General features: G+C 65.7%; 10 protein-coding genes and 1 other RNA gene. 5 read left to right on the top strand and 6 right to left on the bottom strand.

Going from position 1 to position 20340, the window contains the following annotated elements; genetic code table 11:
• Nucleotides 1-16: 16 nt before the first annotated feature.
• On the top strand, nt 17-151 hold the full coding sequence (locus ABFE16_02790) for a hypothetical protein (protein ID MEN6344200.1): 135 nt from the start codon (nt 17-19) through the stop codon (nt 149-151).
• Nucleotides 152-297: 146 nt separating this feature from the next.
• Here the strand turns inward: ABFE16_02790 and ABFE16_02795 are convergent, their stop codons facing one another.
• The 6 genes from ABFE16_02795 to rnpB form a co-directional block, all read right to left on the bottom strand.
• Nucleotides 298-489, bottom strand: a complete 192-nt coding sequence (locus tag ABFE16_02795) for a helix-turn-helix domain-containing protein (GenBank protein MEN6344201.1) — start codon at nt 487-489, stop codon at nt 298-300.
• A gap of 53 nt (nt 490-542) precedes the next feature.
• Nucleotides 543-4169 carry a hypothetical protein gene (locus tag ABFE16_02800; protein MEN6344202.1) on the bottom strand — a complete coding sequence of 1209 codons (3627 nt, stop codon included), beginning with the start codon at nt 4167-4169 and terminating at the stop codon, nt 543-545.
• 129 nt (nt 4170-4298) lie between these two features.
• The gene (locus tag ABFE16_02805; protein ID MEN6344203.1) at nt 4299-4910 is read right to left on the bottom strand and encodes a site-specific integrase; all 612 of its coding nucleotides are present in this window, start codon (nt 4908-4910) and stop codon (nt 4299-4301) included.
• Nucleotides 4911-5359: 449 nt separating this feature from the next.
• Entirely contained in the window at nt 5360-7921 is a 2562-nt protein-coding gene (locus ABFE16_02810; protein ID MEN6344204.1) for a hypothetical protein, read from the bottom strand.
• Between the two features lie 68 nt (nt 7922-7989).
• Nucleotides 7990-8976: a tyrosine-type recombinase/integrase gene (locus tag ABFE16_02815; protein ID MEN6344205.1), complete on the bottom strand. Its 987-nt coding sequence runs from the start codon at nt 8974-8976 to the stop codon at nt 7990-7992.
• Nucleotides 8977-9142: 166 nt separating this feature from the next.
• An RNA gene (gene rnpB / locus ABFE16_02820) (RNase P RNA component class A) lies at nt 9143-9612 on the bottom strand.
• A 147-nt stretch (nt 9613-9759) separates the two neighbouring features.
• Here rnpB and ABFE16_02825 point away from each other — a divergent pair.
• The 4 genes from ABFE16_02825 to ABFE16_02840 are packed head-to-tail and all read left to right on the top strand — an operon-like array spanning nt 9760 to nt 20079.
• On the top strand, nt 9760-13206 hold the full coding sequence (locus ABFE16_02825; protein ID MEN6344206.1) for an FAD-dependent oxidoreductase: 3447 nt from the start codon (nt 9760-9762) through the stop codon (nt 13204-13206).
• Nucleotides 13207-13221: 15 nt separating this feature from the next.
• On the top strand, nt 13222-14670 hold the full coding sequence (locus ABFE16_02830; GenBank protein MEN6344207.1) for a hypothetical protein: 1449 nt from the start codon (nt 13222-13224) through the stop codon (nt 14668-14670).
• Between the two features lie 12 nt (nt 14671-14682).
• Entirely contained in the window at nt 14683-15627 is a 945-nt protein-coding gene (locus ABFE16_02835; GenBank protein MEN6344208.1) for a PfkB family carbohydrate kinase, read from the top strand.
• Nucleotides 15628-15675: 48 nt separating this feature from the next.
• Nucleotides 15676-20079 (top strand): glycoside hydrolase family 2 TIM barrel-domain containing protein, encoded by a 4404-nt coding sequence (locus ABFE16_02840; protein ID MEN6344209.1) that lies wholly within the window; start codon nt 15676-15678, stop codon nt 20077-20079.
• The last annotated feature ends 261 nt before the right edge of the window (nt 20080-20340 follow it).

Genomic DNA, 20340 nt, shown 5'->3' on the forward strand with positions numbered 1-20340 from the left:
GTGAGGGGGCGCGTGTGTGGCCGCGGCCTGCTGCCTCATCCACTATCGGGCGGGACGCGACTTCAGCACCCCGTGCGCTCTGCAGCGTGACCTGGGCACCCTCCTGCTGGTGCGCACCAGCCTCACCCCACCCAACCTGCCCACAATCTAGCCTCCGATCGCTTTCCCTACATGGCAAGAGGCCGCCGCCTGAGCACCACACGCACCCGCTCAGGCGGCGGCCCCTTTCCCATCGCCCACAGCCTTCCTCGCACGCGCCATCCCACCACAGCCGAGGTAGCTACATCGACCGCCTCTTCACTCTATCAGCCCCAGGTCTGCTGCCCTGGCGACGGCTTCCGCGGTGGAGGCTGCGCCCAGTCGGTCGCGGCAGTTCCTGAGGTGTACGTAGACCGTGGTTCCGGAGATGCCAAGCTGTTCTGCTGCCTGTCGCGGGGACTTCCCCTTGCTAAGCATCGCCAGCAGAGACGCCTGGGCCGCCGTCAGCAAGGGCTTGCCCGGGACCGTTTTCCGCTTGCGCCGGCGTCCGGTCAGGGGCAGCGCTAGACCTCGTCCTCTGCGTCCTCCTGCCGGGCCGCGTCGAGGCGCGCCCTAAGGTGACAGCGTACTTGCGCGGCCCAGCTCTGAATGGCCGGTGCTGCCTCGGTACACCATTCCTCCACGACCCGCAGCTTGCCCTCATAGAACTCAGAGAGCGGACCGCCGAAGACACCCGACACAAAGTTGGCCTCAAGAGCATCGCCAACGCACTCCGGACCGAAGCGCAGCAACAGCGCGCGTGCCGGGTCAATCAGGGGGCCGTCCCCGACCGGTGCGACCGAAGCTGCAACCCCCGGACCGTCCGGCAGGTTCGCCTCAGCCCACGCTACGAGCCTATCGGCGCCAACATATTCCCCATACCACCCACGCAGGGACAGCAACAGGCGCAAGGATCTCTCCTCGGGCGCCAGACGGCGTGCGACGGCTTCCCAGACCTGCCCTGATTCGGCCTGGGTAGCTGCGATCAGGGCCGCGCAGACCGGGTTCTCCCTGTACAGGTCAACATCACCATCGGTAGCGACCGTCATGCAGGCAGAAGCGACTCGCGATGGGTCGAGTGGGACCAGCCTCTTGGCGACCTCACCCCAGTAGAACTCACTCATGGTGCTCTTGCCTGCCTGCGCGGAGGCACGCTCCAGAGCCGTCCAGACGACCTTCTCAGCCTGTGAGACGTCGAAGTCGCCCTTGTGGAGAGCATGGGTGAGCAGCTCGAGAGCGGCATTGGCAGCTGGCGGCTCAACCTGCAGAAGCACCTCAGCGATCAGAGCCACCAAGAGGGGCTGGGGCGTGTCGAGGGCCCAAGCAGGAGGCAGGAAGCGTCCCTCTCGCACCAGCAGACGCCCCTGCTCCCGCATCCGGATCAGACGGAGAAGAGCGCGCTCGGTCAGACCAAAGGCGGTAAGCACGTCGAGGAGTGCGTCGTCGGGCATCTCACGATCAACGGCCCACTCATCCATCTTGTCCTCAAGCCAGTCCAGGCCTCGCCGGTTCGCGACACCGCGCAGGTAGCCAGAGGCAAAGCGGATTGCCCGCGCCCCATTGACTTCGCCGCGCGCCACAGGCAACCAGACCAAAGAAGTGTCGCGTTCACCTATCAGTACCCCCAGGGGCTCTGCCTGGACGGCCTCAAGTGATGCCAACCAGTCAAGGTCAAGTTGGTCAGGATGCCCCATGGCTTCGTCGGCAAGCTGGGCCAGTTGCTGCTGAATGTGCTCCCGGCCCTCTTGTGACGACATCTCATGGTAGCTCGAAGGGCCTGTCCATCGTCGGATTCTCTCTGCGAAGGTCGAGCCCTGCAACCGCTCAGACAGCGCTTCAAGGAGCTCCGCAAGGTCAGTAGGCATCTCCCTTCGGTCGTGTTGCAGCAGTCGCGAGATCTCGTCGCGCAGACGCGCTCTATCGCGCTCATCATCGAGGCGGTGCCGTTCCAGACGGTCGACGACGTCTCCACTGAGGCCCATGCGAGCGAGGCCAGCCCAGCTATCCAGCAGTACCTCGGTGGCTGCCCTCTGCACCTCTGGGTTCTGGTCATCGATCGCTGTGTCGAGGATCACCAGGGCTGATCGCCGCGCTTCCCATTCCTCGCTCCAGCTTTCAGGCCGCCACCTCGGTGGCACGGACATCCCTCCCTGAACTTCACCGGAGACGTCGCCAACTTCATGCGTCTGGAGGGCAGCCGCCACGGCACGCACCGCCAGTAGCCGCGACGGCACTGATCCTCCTAGGGCCTCTCGTAGCAGAGCGTGTCGATCAACCGCGCGGACAGATGTGCCCCCAAGGTGCGTCAAGAAAAGCGATGTCCAGGCACCAGATGCGTTGTTGTCCCACACCTCGTTCTCGGCCTCTGCGAGCCGGAGCAACAGGCCTGCAGCCGTGAAGAACACCTCCGGATGCCAGGCGGCGCACTGCAGCGCATGGACAACCTGGCGGCGCCCCTGGGTGAACTGGAGGAGTTGGTCGCGAGGAACGTGCTCTAGTACCCGCTGCAGAGCACTGACGCCCTCTACCGGGTGCAGTTGTACGAGAACCTGGACTATCTGGGCCAGTTCGGGGTCCGAGAGCGCTGCCAGGTTCCGGAACGGTCCACTTGGGCCAAGCAGTTGCCTCGTGAAGGCTTCCGCCACCCCCTCGGAGCCCATATCGAGCACCCTCTGAAGGAGGGACAGGCGGCTCTCGGGAGTGGGCAGGCGCTGCAGCAGTTCCGGTACCTCGTCGCTGCGGCGCGTCCAGACTTCGTTGGCAAGCCATACGGCCAGCAGTCGTGGCGTCACATACCGGTACCGTCCTGCATCCGCAACAAAGGGCCGGCTGTTCGGGTTGTGAGGTGCGTCCAGCAGGGCATGGAGGTCAATTCCCATGAAGCAGGCCAGAACTCTGCCCTCCTCAGCGACGTCGCCGCGGACGCCGACCCTCTGCAGGAGCGATAGCGCCTCCACCGCCCTCCTGTCCTCACGGTCGGGGATGAGAGCAGCGAGCGGGTCCTGGATGTCCTGCACTCGTGCCAGTTCGCTGGCCGAACGCGCCTGGTTGCCCAGGCGCCGGATTGCCCTCGCCAGGTTGACAGCCAGCTTGACGTAGCCCCCAGACAGATGTATGACCCGCTCCCGTCCAGAGGGAGCCAGATCACGGAAGCTCTCTGACAGCAGCTTCCGCATCGCGTCGTCGGCTAGCAGCGTGAGGGTGAGCAGACCCGGCGGATTGGCAGTCGTATACATCGATGTGGGGTCGGTCCCGATCGTGAGAACCTTCAGGCGTTCGGGAGTGCTGCTCACGTAGAGAGCCATGTTCTGCATCGTGTGCTGGTCGCACTCGTCCACCACCAGGGCCAGGGTAGCCGACCGATGCGCACGCACCCATTGCAGAATGTCGCCCAGACCTGCAGCTCCGGGGTTCGGACAGTAGAGCACCCGCTCCTCCCACACAGACCCGAGGACGGCCTCCATCGCCAGGCGCGTCTTTCCTACTCCGGCCGGTCCCTCGATCCGGACCATGCCGTGCTGTGATGGGCATGCCAACCACTGACGTATCTGCTTGACATCCTCTTCGCGCTGCTCGTCTGGGTAGAATGTGGCCTCGTGCTCGGGCACCCTCCGCCACTCCTCAAGCGTATGGAGCCCGCCTGCTCTCGGGCGACGGAACACAGGCAGCATGGCAACAGTCGGGAACTGCTCGGCCCACTCCGCAAGCTCCCCGCCGTCCAGTATCCTGTAGTTCGGAGGCAGCCCATGCGCCTGGAACCATTGGTCTGCCGCGGCTTTGCGATTCTGACGTGTCCTGATGTTCAACGCGACACCTGTGGCAAGGCACCAGCAACTGCCCGCCTGTAGCTCCGCGGTGACATCGGGTTTGTCAAGTTCGTCGGTGAGCTGGTGCGGCTTGATGGCGCCGGCTTTGAACTGCCATACGGACCTCACTAAGGGGAGCCGGGAGTTGGCCCCCGCGGGCGCACCCTCCGCGAGAGCATCCACGCCGCCGTCCGGCACCGTCATGACAGTGCTGGCGGGGCAGATCACTGACTCCGGGGGCATTCCCAACCGTTCGCTCTCGCACCGCAAGAGATGCGCCATGAAGTCTACGAAGTCAGGCGGTGGCAGTGCGGCAATGTCCTGCGCCGTCGCCCTGAAGGGCATGTGGTGCCTCCCTCGCGCCATGTCAGTCTCTGGCGCCACTTCGCCGATATCACGACGTTTCCTTCATCCTCTGTTTTGTAGTACCGCGGTAGAACACACTGTGCACGACAGACAAAGACTAAGCTGGCATCATGCATGCGTTACAGGTAGATGCTGTGGCGCGAAGGGCTCTTTCGGGCGGGTCTGTGGTCTTAGCACTGCCCTGGCTTTGCCGCCCTTGCCTCTCTGGATCGTGATCTGGGACAGGTCCGCCGCCACGTCGCCGACGTTGAGCCCAAGCAACTCGCTGCGGCGAAGGCCGCAGCCGAGGAGAAGCAGAGCGACGGCTCGCTCTCGCTCCGTCGCGCAGGCCCCAAGGAGGCGACGACAGTCCTCCTCGGTTGGCACCTGGGGGAAGGCCTCGGGCACGCGTGGCCTCGGCACGCCGGCGACGGGGTTGCCTTCCACGACGCCCGTCTGCTGCAAGTAGCGGAAGAAGGAGCCAAGGCTGCTCAGCTTGCGCGCCACGGTAGCCGGGCAGCGCTCCTGCCCAAGCCAGCGGCAGAACCCGTAGACATCGCGAGTCTGGACTGTCTCCAGAGTCGCAGCCGAGCACTGTGCTCGCAGGTACGCAAGGAACTGCTCCAGGTCACCCCTGGAAGCCCGAAGCGTGTTAGGACTGAGGCCTTGCACGGTCGCTTGGGACTGGAGGAACTCCTGCACCAGTGGGTGCAGGCCGGGCGGGGCGCCGACTGTGCTCATGACCGTTTCCTTTTCTGGCAGAATAGACGACCTGCCAGGGAATGGCGAAACGGCCTCAGACGGGCGTTTGAGGGCACTTCAGGCCCGGTTCTGAGCAAGAAGACCGGTGGACATGTTCCGCTGAGCGCCGATGGCACACCAAAAAGCCCCGCCTGAGATCAGGCGGGGCGTCCACTGGACCACGTGCGAGGGCCGGTCAGGGGCGGCGAGTTTTGGTCAACCGATCGACGGGGAACAACCACTGATCCGCCCGGAGATCGGCCTCGAGAAGAGCGGTCCCGTCAGGGAACACCTCCCCGGCTCTGCGCCCACCCAACTCTATCGCGAGTTGCTGCACTCGGCGTGGTGTTAGCCCCAACCAGATGGCCGCGCGGGCTGTCGATACGTACTGCTCACCGCCCGGGCCCGGGGGGATTCGGAGCACGCTGCCGAGATCGCCGAGCGGAAGATCAGAGGACGATACCTGTGCCATCCCCTCGGGTGTTGCGTGGACATGCTTGGCGGATCCCTCGAAGTCGCCACTCAGCGGCATGCCGTTCCTGGCGGCGGCCGCCCGTAGGTGGTGTCTGACCGACCCGAGGTAGCGCCCCATGCGCTTGCGCAGATAGCTCACAAAGGAAGTACCTGGCGCGCCCTCCCGCGAACCCCGCTGGAAGTCGAAGCCTTGCACCGCGCGGCGGAAGGCGCTTTGCAGAGCCTCCGGGGCCCTCTCTGGGACCAGGTCGGCGAGATCGCCTCCTGAACGCCCCAACTGCTCGCCAGTGGCACGAAGCATCGCGGCCCAATCGCCTTGCAGCGGGACATAGCAGACACAGTAGAGCGCGTCCAATAGGGAAGAGGATCCCGCGGGGGCCAGGAGCGTTGCCTGCGCCGGCAGCTTCGCCTGGTACAGGAAGAAGTTCCTCACTTCCTCCAGCACCCGCCGACGGCCGCTTTCCTTGCCGTGTGGGGGGGCGACTGCAGAACCGTACCGCGTCGGCGGGGCCGACGTACGGGAGTACCCAGAAGGACCACCGACCCCTCCGGTACGGCGCCAGAGCATCCCAGCGGTTCACGAAGGCTTGCTGGAACTCCTCCTCGTCGTGGATCTCCGCAAGGCTGTCGGGGAATAGCGGGTCCCCCTTCGTGTTCAGCGGGAGCGCCCTCGTGGCAAGGAGCAGCGTGCCCAGCCACTGCACCATGGTCTCGATGAGTAGTTCCTCCGGAGGTGCACAGTGCTGGTAGAAGCCCCCGCTCGGTGTCGTCCCTCCTGAGACCATAGCAGCGACGAAGAAGGCGTACAGGGCACAGCCGGGCAGAAGCTCTCGGACCGCCTTGTCGGTCAGCCCGTAATAGGGCTTGACCGCGTCGTAGGCTCTGGCGAAGGTGGGCCAATGGCGATCTACCAAGAGCCAGAACCAGACAGCCTGCTCCGGGTTCGCCAGCACCCGAAGCAGCACCTCCACACCATAGGGGGTATGCAGGAGCCCCCGGGCTTGCTCGCCAAGTAGATCGCCTGCTTCTGCCGCCTGCGCAGTCTGAACTGCTGCCTCTAGTACTCTCAGGTCAGGGGACGCGTCGACAAAGACCTCTCGCAGGACGTCAGGATCGGCGGCTCGCGGCGGCTGAGGGGTCTGGTCCAGCTCTGCTGCAATGCACGCCCGATGGAGTGCTTCCTCCGGGGACGCGCAAGCTCTGCGGGCCTTGGTCAGACGGTGCAGCCCCGACGCGCCGACAGAGGTGAGACGGTGCATCAGTGCGCCAGCATCCTCGTTCGTCGGCTTACGGGCAGCCGCCTGGACCGCTGAGTAGGCAGCTTCCAGGCGGGGAGTGTCGTCAAGGTCGCCGAGAGCTTCAACGAAGTCGGCGACGGCCTCTGAGAGCGGCCCGTCCCAGGTCGAAGCGGATGGACCGCACTCTTGCGGGAGCGCCGTCTCGGCGGGAGCAAAGTGGTCGATACAGGCGTACAGGTCCGGCCTCCGCAAATACACCCGGCCGTCTCTCTCGACGTGCCGCATCCCTCTGGCGATGAGTCTCCAGAGCTGTTCCGCGGTCAGGTGCTCTGCATCGCCGACAGCCTCCAGCGTGAACCACTGGCCCTCTCTGTCCGCGCAGTACTCCCATGCCTCACCGGCAAAGCGTCGTCGCGCCGACCGGGCATCGGCAAGGCCCAGGGCACCGGCCACGTGGTCCCACCCGTAGCCATCGCTGAGGATGAGCCGAGCCGCGCAGTCGCGTAGGCGCTCGAGGGTCACGGAAGGGTCAACCCCAGCGAGGGCAGACCACCGCGCCGAGAACCGTTCTCGCAATCTCTTCGGGGTGAGGGCCCCTCCGTGGTCGTTGGTCAGGAGCGGCTCATCAGCACTGCGGCCCATCACAAGGGGCGCCAAGGCCTTCGCCAAGACTTCGGGCAAGGGTAGGACCCGTGGTTCGGCCAAAGGGACAGTGAGGAGCCCGTGCTCAAAGCTAGCCGACCCAACCGTCAGCGCACGCAGGTCCTGGGCAGACAGGCCGAGAACCGCCACCAGAAGAATGATCGACGCGTCAACTGCCGCTCGGGGCGTGCCTTCCGTGACCAGGCCCTCGATGGCCGCCCAGGGCACGAGCGCTGGTATCGGGGTGGCGGGCTTCGCAGCCAGGCGCTTCAGGTAGGCGACGCGCTTCTCGGTCAGTGCCGGTGCCTCCCCTGACAGCCACGAAGCGAAGCCCTTCATCTCGGTCAGGCAGGCCTCGATGTCGTCCTCGGGCTGCCCACCTCGACGCATCTCCATGGTGATGCGTTTCAGGTGGCTGCAGGCCGTCTTGAAGCCCTTGGCTCGGGCGTGGTGTACCAGTGGGGCCAGGAACGTGCAGCGCGCTTTGGCCTCCTCGGGCCGACACCCACAGGCTCGAAGGTAGTCGTAGTACGCGCGGATGGTCTCAGTCAGATCTGTGGCGTCACCCACGGGCTTCTTCCTGTGGTTCTTCGACAGAACACTCATCTCACGTTCGAAACCGAAGATGCGTTCGAGGGCACGCACATACCCTATCATCTCCCCTCCAGCTCCGCAAGGTCCAGGCGTCATGGCCGTAGCAGACGTCCGCCCCGACCAAGGTCGCGCTATCTGCTCTGCGTCGGGAGCCTTCGCCAGGCGGGAGCAGGCCTTGGCGCGGGCGCTTCAGTGTGCTTGGCAGGATCCGTCGCCACACCAGTGCCTGCGAGAGGGTGTCTCTCGACTCCGCTCCTGAGGTCCCTCGTGTCTGCGTGCAGGTATACCGCTGTCGTCTCAAGCCTGGAGTGTCCCAGCAGACCCTGGATTGCCACTAGGTCTGCCCCGCCCTTCAGCAGCAAGGTCGCGAAGGTGTGACGCAGCGTGTGGAGCGAAACGCCCTCCCTGGTCACCCCGCTTTGCTTCCGCACGCGTTGCCAGATGATCTGCAGGCGCGAGGGGTAGATGCGGTTGCCGCAGACCGTGGTAAACAGGTAGTCATGGGCAGCGGCCGGCCTCACCGCCAACCACGTACCGATGGCGTCCACGACCTCCTCCACCAGCGGAATCATGCGGCCCTTTCCTCCCTTCCCGCACCGCACATGGAGCGTTCGCGAGGGCAGCATGACGTCCTCCAGCCGTAGCGCAAGCAGTTCGCTGCGTCGTACCCCGGTGAAGACCAGCGTAGCCATCATGGCGAAGTCCCGTGCGGCCACTACCGGATCACGATGGTCGGCGCCGGCGGCCAACAGGTGACGCGCCTCTTCGACGCTCAGGCGCGTCGGGAGAAGCTGCCGACGCTTGGGGACGGAGATGCGGCTGAGGGGATCGTGGTCAACGAGGTCGCTATCCTGGAGGAACCGCCAGAAGCTACGGAGGGCGTACACATGTCGTGCGATGGTCGAGGCCGCCAGCCCACGCTGCTTCATCGACACGATCCAGCGACGCACAAGCGCCACCGATACGCCTTCCGGGACGGCGACGCCTTCCGACCGCACGAACTCAAGAAACTGCGACAGGTCGGACGCATATGCGAGCTGGGTCTTGGGACTGTAGCCCTTCTCGGCGTCAAGGTAAGCGAGGAAATCCTGGACCACTGAGCATGTATCCATCGGCATTATCGGCACACCTTCCGCGGTGCCGTGCCAGTGGATGAGGGATAACCGTGGCCGGGTTGTGGAGGTAACGCCCGAGCTTCTTGAGCTTGCCCTGCGAGTGGGACGTTGCAGGTGGTTATGTAGCCCCCTGAAGCCCGATTCTGTGGCTTTTCGCCACATCCGGCAAGCGGAGAGTGGGTCTATAAGCCGGATTCTGTACCCACGGGCTTGGGAGCTCCTGGGTGGCGACCATTTATCTTGGGTGCCTGTTACCAGACACCTCATGCACCCGACCCGGGGACTCGGACGGGCAGTCCTGCGGTGACAAGCAAGCTCGTCACACTCGTCCCCCTACGTGGGCTTGCTCCCGACGGGGTTTGACCAGCCGCCACGTCGCCGTGACGCTGGTGCGCTCTTACCGCACCATTTCACCCTTGCCGGCCCCCGCAGTCAGGAGTTTCGGGCGGTTGGCCCTGACCCCTTGGCCCGGGGTTGCACCCAGTGCACTCGCGTGCCCCGGCGCTCCGGCGGTATGTTTCTGTGCCACTTTCCGTAGGGTTACCCCTCCTGGCCTTTTGCCAGCGTCGTGCCCTGTGGAGTCCGGACTTTCCTCATCCCGCAGCAGATTGCGCGAGACGCGGCCGCCCGACCCACTCTCCAAAGCTATTATACCCGATCCGGGCAAGTCCCCGTGCGCACAGCTTGCCCCCTGGGGCCCAGGTAGAAGGGGCCTGCAGCAGGTCCGTGGAAAACTACCGTGAGAGGCGGCTCACCACGAGACCCGGGCGACCCTGGGAGGCAGCCATGCACACGCGAACCCGCACCTTCAGTCTGCTTCTCATGGTCCTGGGCACGGGCGCGTGGTCGCAGTCCTGGGTCGTGCAGTCTCCGCGCCAGGTGCCGGTGGCCTACTCCGTCGATGTCCTCGTCGTCGGGGCAAGCACGGGCGCCGTCGCAGCGGCTGTTGAGGCCGCCCGGCAGGGAGCCTCGGTCTTCCTGGCTGCGCCACACCAGTACCTGGGCGATGACATGACCGCCACGCTGCGACTGTGGCTCGAACCGGGTGAGGTTCCCGAGGATCCCCTGGCCAGGGCGCTCTTCGAGTCCTCCACTGCCTCGAGCCCCTCCTGCGATGCTCTGCCCTTCTCCTATTCCGCGGATGCGCCGAGCAACGCTCGCCATCCGGACACCGCCCCACCTTCGCTGCTAGGTGACGGTGTATGGGGTGACCCGACCAGGGAAAGCGTGCAGTACGATGCCGACGTCACCGTGACCGCCGATCTGGGTGCGAGCAAGCCGGTTCGCGGTGTGCGTCTGGCGGCATACCGGGGCAAGGACTACGGCGCGCAGGACGTGACGGTATCGGTGAGTGACGACGGCGTCGCTTGGCGCACGCTGGGGGCAACTGCGGAGGCCGGCGAAGAGCCTTCAGAGCTGACCGGTGCGCAGATCCAGCTCTTCGTCCTCCATGCCGAAGCCCAGGCGCGGTACGTCAGGCTCGTGGTACGGAGATCGGCCGCGCTGCCGCGCCTCCTTCTGGGCGAGATCGAGGTCCTGGGGCCGTCGAACCCGGACGCAACGCAGAGCCCCTATCCCTTACCCACTCCGATGCACGTCAAGAGAACCCTCGACGCGGCGCTCCTTTCGGCCGGTGTGCAGTACCTGTACTCCTGCTATCCGAGCGATGTGCTCGTTGACGCCGCCGGTGCGCCCTGCGGGATTGTGATGGCGAACCGGGCCGGCCGGCAGGCCGTGGTCGCACGGACGATCATCGACGCCACCGACCGTGCAACAGTGGTTCGACTGGCGGGAGGTCGGTTCCGCGACTACCCGGCAGGGGCTCACACCTTCCATCGTGTCGTCCTTGGTGGCGAACCCCGTGAGGCGCCGGGGCTGAGCCATCGCCTCATCGCACCTGCCTATCGCGGGCAGTTCCCGAATGCGGCACGCACCTCCAGCGGCGCGTTCAAGGTGATCGACTACACTCTGGTGGCCCCGATGAAGGACGCCTCCTGGGCTAGCTGGGCGCGGGTCGATCAGCAGGCGCGCGCGCTCACCTACCACCCGGAGCAGCAGTTCACCTCCGACGTGCTGTTCGAAGTGCCGCCCGATCCTGTCTTCGCGAGGGCAACCGCCGAGGGGCCCTGGGTCAGCGCCGAAGCCTTGCCGCTGGAGGCCTTCCGCCCGGCGGGACTCAGGCACCTGTTCCTTCTGGGCGGTTGTGCAGACCTTTCCCGGGCGCAGGCTGAGAGTCTGCTGAGGCCCCTCAACCTGATCGCTCTCGGCAAACGTATCGGTCAGGCTGCTGCTCAGGAGGCGCGGGCCTTACCGCTGCCTGCGAGCCCGCAGGTCCTCGCTCACCCGATCGAGGCGCAGGCGATGGGCGAGGTTCGCGAGGCCCTGGTCGGCGTGCGGCCCACGCAGAACCTCCCGACGATTCCCGCCCCCAGGACGGCACTCCCGGTGCTGGGTACCTATGATGTAGTTGTTGTCGGCGGAGGTACCGCGGGCGCTCCGGCGGGAATCGCAGCGGCTCGACAGGGAGCCCGGACCCTGGTCGTTGAGTACCTCTCGGGTCTCGGCGGCATCGGCACCCTCGGCGCCATCCCCAGCTACTGCGCCGGGAACCGCACCGGCTTCGCGGCGACAGTCCAGGCGGAGGCAGGGACCGTCAGTACCTGGGTCATCGAGCAACGGATGGAGTGGTGGCGCAAGCAGTTGGAGCTGGCAGGCGCCGACGTCTGGTTCGGCACCATCGGCTGCGGTGCGCTCGTGGAGGATGGAACGGTGAAGGGCGCCGTGGTGGCAACTCCCTTCGGCCGCGGAGTGGTCCTGGCCCGGACGGTCATCGACGCCACGGGCAATGCAGACCTGGCCTTTGCTGCGGGAGCTGAGTGCCTCTGCACGGATGCTGACGAGTTCGGGATGCAGGGCACCGGTCTCCCGCCCCGCAAGCTGGGTGGCAATCTGGTCAACACGGACTACACCCTTGCCGACGACTCCGACCTTGTTGACACCTGGCACCTCTTCGTCTACGCTCGCGACAAGTTCCAGGCGGCCTTTGACCTGGGGCAACTGATTGGCACTCGCGAGCGCCGACGTGTCCGCGGCGACTTCGTCATGAGCTACCTCGACCAGTTCGCCGGGCGGACCTACCCGGACACAGTCGTCCAGGCTCGCGGCGGCGGCTACGACACGCATGGCTACATGATCGACCGCTTCCTGTCTCTTGATGCACCGCGCACGGCCGGGCTGAATGTGAACATCCCCTACCGGAGCATGCTCCCCAGGGGGCTTGACGGGATGCTGGTGGTCGGGCTCGGGATCAGCGCCCATCGCGACGCAGTCCCGCTGATCCGTATGCAGCCAGACATCGAGAACGGTGGCTACGCCACCGGAGTGGCTGCGGCGATGGCGGCCAAAGCCGGCGGAACCGTCCGCGGTATCAACGTGCGCGAGCTCCAGCGGCACCTTGTCGCCCTGGGCAACTTGACACCGAGTGTGCTTGTCGAGCAGGATTCCTTCCCGTTGCCGGCGGAAAGCCTTGCCGAGGCGGTACGCGAGTTGCCCCGGAGCATGACGGCGGCTGCCGTCGTCTTCGCCCATTCCGAGCAGGCAAGGCGAGGGCTTCAGCAGGCCTTCGCTGAGGCCGAGGGTGCTGACCGTCTGACCTACGCGACGGTCCTGGCGATGCTCGGCGACGGCTCCGGGGTGGACGATCTGCTGCAAGCCGTGGCGTCCCAGGAATGGGACAAGGGATGGGACTTCCACGGGCTCGTAGGCGAGGCGAAACAGAGCGCCCTCGACACCCACGTCATGGCTCTCGGCTGGGCAGGTGACCGGAAGGCCATGCCGGTGCTCTTGGAGAAGCTATCGCAGCTCACGGCTAGCAGCGAGTTCTCACACTTCCGAGCCGTGGCGCTGGCGCTGGAGATGCTCGGCGATCCCAGGGCAGCGAGGCCTCTGGCACAAGCCCTGGCCCTTCCGGGGGTCAGCGGTCACGTTGAGGCTACGATCGAGGACGCCCGCCGACTGGAGATCGCGGAGGCGACTTCGACGGTGACGAGTCGTGTGAAGTCCTTGCGCGAGTTGCTGCTCGCAAGGGCGTTGTACCGTTGCGGAGACTTTGAAGCCCGAGGTGAGACCACGCTCCGCTGCTACACAACCGACCTGCGGGGTCATCTCGCACGTCATGCGAAGGCTGTGCTGGAGGAAGGCTCTCCGTCGCAGCCGCAAACTACACGTCCCTAAGTCTGTGAGGTCATCATGTCTGTCATGCTGAAGATCGGCTTTGTGCCCTCCTACCGGAACCGCTGGACGCCCTGGACTGAGAAGATGCGCGCCGACAGCTTGGCCGTGCTGAAGGCTCTCCCCGGCGTCCAGGTCTTTGCGCCATCGGTAGCGGCCGATGGCGAGACCCTCTCCGCAGCAAGCGGAGCCACGCCCCACGGCGCCATACACAATCTGGACGAGGGCGAGACGGTGGCGGAGTTCTTCCAGGCGCAGCGCATCGACGCCCTGGTCATCTGCCCGCTCGACTTCGGTGACGAGCGCTCCGCCTGCAAGATCGCCGAGGAGCTGAACGTCCCGGTGTTCCTGTATGCAACGAAGGAACCGCCGGTTCCGGAGCGCCCGAGTCTCGCTCGTGTGTCGGACTCCTACTGCGGAAACCTGGGCATCTCCTCGGGGCTGCACCGGCGGCGAATCCGCTTCCAGTTCGGCGGTCTGTTCTTCCCCGAGGACCCCGGTCTCAAGGCGCAGCTCGATCTCTTCCTGCGTGCGGTGGCGGTGGGGAAGGGTCTGCGCAACGCCCGCATCGGCCAGGTCGGAGTCCGGCCGCCAACCTTCGAGACCGTCAGCTATGACGAAGGTGCGATGGTTCGCAAGTTCGGCCAAAACGTCATCTGGACCAATCTGGATGACATCGTCGCCGCGGCGAAGGACTACGCCGACGATGCTCCGGAGGTGCTCGAAGCGATCGCCCGGGTGCGGGCTTCTGTGCCGACCATCACCGTGGCCGATGACTACCTGATCAACTCTGCGAAGTTTGAGCTTGCCCTGACCGACTTCTGGCGCAGTTCCGGCCTTTCGGCGCTGGCTGTGCAGTGCTGGTACAGCATCCAGCGCGAGATGGGCATCTCCCTGTGCGCCTCCTTTGGCCGCCTCACGAATGCTGGGATGCTCACTGCCTGCGAGGCCGACGTCCTGGGCGCCCTGTCCATGATCGCCAGCCACCGGGCCTCACTCGGAGAGGACCTGCCGCACTTCGTCGACTGGACGATCCAGCACCGCGACGATCCGAACCTGCTCCTGGCCTGGCACTGCGGCAATGCACCTGTCTGCCTGGCCGCTGACCGCTCGCAGATCGCCCTGCGGTCACGCGCCGACATGACTGGCGAGGCGGGCGTCAACCCCGGCGACCCACAGGCAGGGCTGTGCCAGTTCCAGGTGAAGCCCGGTCTGGTCACCTTCTGCCGTCTGGCCGAGTTCGACGGTGACTGGAAGATGCTCATCACGACCGGCTCGATCCTGCCCAGCGATGAGACGAACGCCGGAACCTGGGCCTGGGTCCGCGTGCGCGACCATGCCCGACTGTACCGCACGCTGGTCGAGCAGGGCTTCATCCACCATGCCAGCATGATCCACGGGAACCAGACTCGCGCCCTGGTGCAGGCCTGCAAGTTCCTCGACATCCAGCCCGTAGTGGTGGAGTAGGGGAGGGGCACCATGGCTGAGCTCGATATCGTAGGGATCGGACTCTCGACCCTTGACGTGCTGATTCGACTGGGCGACATGCCCTCCTGGGAGAAGGGCGGCTCCATCAGCAGTTTTGGCCTCGATGGCGGCGGACCGGTCGGCACTGCCTGTGTGGCCGCCTCGCGCCTGGGTGCTCGGGTCGGCTACATCGGCATCGCGGGCAACGACGACGTCGCTCGCCTGAAGATCGACTCCCTCGTGGAGAACGGGGTCGACGTCAGCCACCTCGCGATCCGCGAGCATCCCGAGACCCATGTCATCATTGTCTATGTACACGAGGAGACCGGCGAGCGTGTCTTCGCCGGCCTGAGGAACCTCGGCCGCTCCCCTGTGGAGCCCGGGGAACTGTCCCGCGAGTACATCACCTCCGCCCGCTATCTGCACCTCGATGGCTGGCATCCCGACGCTGCCCTTCAGGCCGCGAAGTGGATGCATGAAGTGGGCGGCACCGTCTGCATCGACTGCGCGAAGACCAACGGTGGCGTGCGTCCCCGGACGGAGGAGCTCGTTCGCAACTGTGACATCGTCATCTGTGGCTCGGGCTTTGCACCGGCGCTGACGGGTCGCTCGGATCTGTGGGAAGCCGGAGAGGCGGTGCTCGACCTCGGACCGCGCATCGTCGTCCAGACCGAGGGCGAGGACGGAAGCTACACCACCACCGCCGACGAGCGCTTCCATACTCCGGCCTTCACGGTCGACGTCCATGACACCACCGGCGCGGGCGACGTCTTCCACGGTGCATATCTCGTCGGCATGCTCCGCGGCTGGGATCTGCAGACCATCGCCACCTTCGCCACGGGTGTCTCCGCTCTCAAGTGCACACGCCTGGGCGGTCGCAAGGGCATTCCCAGCTTCGAGGAGGTTGCCTGCTTCCTGCACGAGCGAGGCGTCGACCTGCCCGTCCCTGTTGCGTGATCGGAGGCCGCCTGAACTCGCCGCAGACCATCTGAGGAGGACCGCAAGATGCGCAAGACCCGAGGCCGTGCGTCCGCCGCGTGCGTGATCCTGGTGTTGCTGGTGACCGGTTGCGGTCTTGCCCAGGAGATCAACGACTGGGAGAACCCCCAGGTGGTCGGTCGCAACAAGGAGGCTCCGCACTGTACGTTGATGCCCTTCCCGGATGCTACTTCGGCCCGGGAGGGCATCAGCTCTTCCTCGCCCTACTACCAGTCTCTCAACGGTGACTGGAAGTTCCACTGGGTGCGCAAGCCCGACGACCGCCCGCTGGACTTCTACAAACCGAGCTTCGACGTCAGCGACTGGGCCACAGTCCCCGTGCCCTCGAACTGGCAGATGCACGGCTACGACATCCCCATCTACACCAATGCGACCTATCCGCACCGCAACGACCCGCCACGCATCCAGCACGACTTCAACCCGGTCGGCTCCTATCGGACGGAGTTCACCGTGCCCGACGCCTGGCAGGGCCGACAGGTCCTCCTCCACTTCGACGGCGTCCAGAGCGCCTTCTACCTGTGGATCAACGGGCAGATGGTCGGCTACAGCGAGGACAGCCGCACGCCGGCCGAGTTCAACCTCACGCGCTACCTTCAGCCCGGTCGAAACCTCCTCGCTGCCGAGGTCTACCGTTGGTGCGATGGCAGCTACCTCGAAGACCAGGACATGTGGCGTCTCAGCGGCATCTACCGCAACGTCTACCTCTACTCGGTCCCGCAGGTCCATCTGCGCGACTTCTTCGTCCGCTGCGACCTCGACGATCAGTACCGCGACGCCGACCTGAAGGTCACGGCGAGTGTCACGAACTACGCCCAGGCGCCTGCCGAGGGGTACACCGTCGAGGTGCGGCTACTGGACTCGCCGCGGGCCTCGGCGATGGTCGCTCCTCTCCTGACAGGCCGTGTGCCCCAGACTGCAACGGGCGCCGAGCAGACCCTCGAGATGCAGGGACGCGTCAGCAATCCGCGCAAGTGGACGGCCGAGAACCCGAACCTGTACGTGGTCCTCCTTACGCTGAAGGACGCCGCCGGTCAGGTGGTTGAGGTCGAGCGCTGCAACTTCGGCTTCCGCGAGATCGAGCTCCGCGACCGCAAGTTCCTGGTCAACGGTGTGCCCACCTATATCAAGGGCGTCAACCGCCACGAGCACGACCCCGACACCGGCAACTACGTCTCGCCCGAGCGGATGCTCGAGGATGTCCTGCTCATGAAGCGCAACAACCTCAACACCGTCCGCACCTGCCACTACCCGGACGATCCCCTCTGGTATGACCTGTGCGACAAGTACGGGATCATGCTGATCGACGAGGCCAACGTGGAGTCGCACGGCGCGACGCGGACGGTTCCGGCCAGTGATCCCCAGTGGACGAAGTCCTGCCTGGACCGCATGGCCCGCATGGTTCAGCGCGACAAGAACCATCCTTCGGTGGTGATCTGGTCCCTTGGAAACGAGGCCGGGCAGGGAAGCAACTTCGCCCGGATGGCCGAGTACACCCATGCCGCGGACAACACCCGCCCGGTTCACTACCAGGGCATGAACAGCGTCGCGGACATGGACAGCACGATGTACCCGCACGTCGATGGACTGGCTGGAGCCGGCCGCTCGGACAGCTCGAAGCCCTTCGTCATGTGCGAGTATGCCCACGCGATGGGCAACGCCGTCGGCAACCTCCAGGAGTACTGGGATGTCATAGACACCTACCCGCGGCTGATCGGTGGCTGCATCTGGGACTGGGTGGACCAGGGGATCCGCAAGTACGCCACGCCCTCGATGCTGACTCCGGAGGCCAGTCGCGTGGGCAGCAAGGCGACCCTGTATGGGTCGCTCGCTGACGGCCTGCGGGGCAAGGCGCTGTCCGGTGGCTATGTGGCCCTCGCCGACAGTCCCGAGCTCGACATCACAGGCACGCAACTGACGCTCGAGGCCTGGGTGAGGCCCGAGCCACGAGCCGGGTTCTGCCCGATCGTCGGCAAGGGCGACACGCAGTACATGCTCCGCACGCGCGAGGGCTCGCTGGAGTTCTTCATCTACGACGGACAGTGGCACACCCTTAGCGCCGCCCTCCCAGGCGATTGGTACGGCAAGTGGCATCACGTGGCCGGAGTCTACGACGGCAAGGAGCTCCGGCTCTACCGTGACGGCGCGCTGCAGGGAACCTTGCCCTGCACGGTCCCGATCACTTCCTCCGACTACCCCGTCAACGTGGGCCGCAACTCGCAGGTCACCGACCGCTTCTTCGCCGGGGCGATCGATCAGGTGCGCCTCTACAACCAGGCGCTCCCGGCGGAGCAGCTCGGACAGGTCAACGCTACCCCACCGGCGTCGGCAGTGCTCTGGCTCGACTTCGATCAGTCCTCGCCCGACCCGTCCTTTGAGCGCAAGTGGTTCTGGGCCTATGGCGGCGACTACGGCGACCGCCCCAATAGCGGCAACTTCTGCATGAACGGTCTGGTGTTCCCCGACCGCGAGGTCCCGCCGAAGCTGTGGGAGGTCAAGAAAGTCTATCAGTACATCGGCTTCGCGCCTGACGACCTCCTATCCGGTCGCCTCAAGATCCGCAACCGCTACTACGACACGAACCTCGACCGGTTCTATCCGACATGGTCGCTTCTGGAGAACGGCGTCGAGTTGCAGCGCGGTGAGTTGTCGCCGATCCCGCTGGCTCCGGGTGCCGAGACCACACTAACGGTTCCCTTCAAGCTCCCGGTGCCCAGGCCCGGTGCCGAGTACTGGGTGCGCGTCGACTTCCACCTGAACCAGGACACCCTCTGGGCCGAGAAGGGCCACACCGTCGCCTGGGAGCAGTACCAGATCCCGCTCGCGACACCTGCTCGACCCACTCTCGATCTGGCCGGTCTGCCGTCGGTGAAGGTGCAGGATAGCGGCGACCAGATTACCCTCAGCGGGCCGCGCTTCTCCGCCACTTTCGATCGCAAGGTCGGTGCGCTCACCTCCCTGGTCTACGATGGCCGCACGATCTTCGCCCCGACGACCGGCGCCATCACCGGCCCTGTGTTCGACGCCTTCCGTGCACCAACGAACAACGATGTAGGACTGACGGGCGCATGGTCAAGAGCCGGACTCAGCAAGCTCACTCGTCGCGTCGAAGCCTTCGAGGTGGACAGCTCCGACCCGCGTGCCGTGCGAGTCCATCTCCGCAGCTTCAGCACCGGCGCACCGAACACCGGCTTCACCCACGACTGCCTCTATACGGTCCTCGGCAACGGGACCCTCCACGTCGACAACGCCATCACCCCTCAGGGCGCGCTGCCGACGCTCCCGCGTCTTGGTGTGCGCATGGCTCTTGTTCCGGGCTTCGAGAACCTGGAGTGGTATGGCCGTGGGCCGCATGAGAACTACGTGGACCGCAAGCGCAGCGCCGAGGTCGGCCGGTATCGCAGCACCGTCACCGAGCAGTACGTCCGCTATCCGTGGCCGCAGGAGACGGGCAACCGCGAGGACGTCCGCTGGCTGACTCTCACCGACAAGTCCGGTGGTGGCGTGCTCGTCGTCGCCGACAAGGCCCTCGCGACGGCCGCCCTGCACTTCACCGCTGAGGACCTCTCTCGCGCCAAGCACATCAACGAGCTCACTCCCAGGCCCGAGACGATCCTCTGCCTGGATTACGCGCAGTGCGGCCTCGGCAATGGCAGTTGCGGGCCGGGCGTCCTGGACAAGTACGCACTCCGTCCGCGTCCCTGCCAGTACGGGTTCTGCCTGCAGCCTTACTCGCCCGCCGACGGCGATCCGCAGGCTCTGGCCGACCGTGTCCTGCCCTTGGCCGGTGCGCCTCAGATCAACCGCGATGCGGAGGGTCGTGTCGGGATCACCGCGCCAGACGGCGTCGCGGTCCGCTATACGCTCGATGGCAGCGAGCCGACGTCGCAGTCCACGCTCTATACCGGCCCCTTCGCCTTCCTCAACGGCGGCATCATCAAGGCCCGCAGTTACGGCCAGGGCCTCTTGCCCGGCAGAACCGTCGAGGCGACCTTCCCGCGTCACCTCTGGGAGCTGTCGCGAGGCAAGCCGGCGTCGGCCTCCTCAGTGGAGAACGAAGGCCGGGCTCCTGCCGCAGGCAATGACGGCGACACTGCGACCCGTTGGTGCGCAGCCGGTGGCAGCGTGCCCCAGTGGTGGCAGGTCGACCTTCAGGAGCCCCGCGAGCTAAGCGCGTGCGAAATCCTGTGGGAGTTCGATGACCGGAGCTACGGCTACCGCCTTGAGGGCTCCCTCGACGGCAAGCAGTGGACGAAGCTGGTCGACCGCGAGGCACGCCCGCAGTCAGGGGAGGTCCAGCGCCACGACTTCGCGACCACGAAGGCCCGCTACCTGCGCCTGACCGTGACAAAGCTGCAGGAGGACCCGCTCACCTGGGCCAGCCTCTATGAGTTCCGTGCCCTCGGCCAGTAGTCGCGGAGCACTTTCCGTCTCTGCCTTACGAGCGCCAGAACCAAACAGGGCGTCGCCTCCTCTTCGGGAGCGACGCCCTTTGCCTTTGCAGTAGCCCGTACCTTCCGCCTAGCCCGCATTATTCATGAACCTGGCCATGGCGGTGGGTTCTAGTGGTGGTTGGAGGCGCTGTAGCAGGTCCCGCCACAGGTCCTGCACCGGGCAGCCGGAGGCGAAGCCCAGCCATACGCGGCGCGCCGTCTCCCGTACCCGCACACCCAG

This window comes from Armatimonadia bacterium (assembly GCA_039679385.1).
GTDB lineage: Bacteria > Armatimonadota > Zipacnadia > Zipacnadales > JABUFB01 > JAJFTQ01.